The organism is Hylemonella sp. GW821-FHT12C09, assembly GCF_058807395.1.
Window position 1 is genome coordinate 1 of record NZ_JBXAQQ010000020.1, and the last position, 635, is coordinate 635.

General features: G+C 58.3%; 1 protein-coding gene. It reads right to left on the reverse strand.

Translation table 11 applies throughout. The features are described 5' to 3' along the window. Nucleotides 1–59 precede the first annotated feature (59 nt). Nucleotides 60–635, reverse strand: a 576-nt coding sequence (locus tag AC1RRP_RS19260; protein ID WP_493038986.1) for an integrase core domain-containing protein, incomplete at its 5' end; no start/stop codon positions are given.

The following is a 635-nucleotide window of genomic DNA, read 5'->3' on the forward strand; positions in this document are numbered from 1 at the left end:
TGTATAGACCGGAGACATGGGAAACGGGTGTTCGGGGACATAGGAAACACCAGAGTCGGTCAATTGGAAGTCATCAAATCGTTCATGTCCAGCCGCATGAAGCGTTGATGGCAGAAGAACACATCGAAGCATCCATCCGCACTTGGATTAGATCGCAGGGCAATCGGCAGTCGGTGCAGGGCATTAGACACCTTGAACTTCCTTCCCTGGTATTTCACCCACCCGTTCCAGTCCACCATCAGCACCTCATCGTGCGGGCCGTACTCGATCGGTTCGAGCCTCTCGCTGAACTGGCGAGGACTGCATTGGTAACGCTGCACCGGTGTCTTCATACCCAGAGCCTCATGTGGTCGCTCATGGTTGTAGACCTCACGCCAGCGCTCAAACGCCAGCTGGGCATGGGCCGGTGAGTCGAAACTGCGTCCGTTCAGGACCTCGGCCTTGAGTGAGCGGTGAAACCGCTCCAGCTTGCCATTGGTCTGGGGATGGTACGGCGCGCTGTGGCTGACCCGGATGCCCTGGCGAATCAGCCAGACACTCAACTCACTCAAGCCGTGCTCCAACCCGCTGGGGCTGCCCCAGGGAGCGCCATTGTCGGCGTTAATGCGTACTGGCAGACCGTAGCGACGAAACAC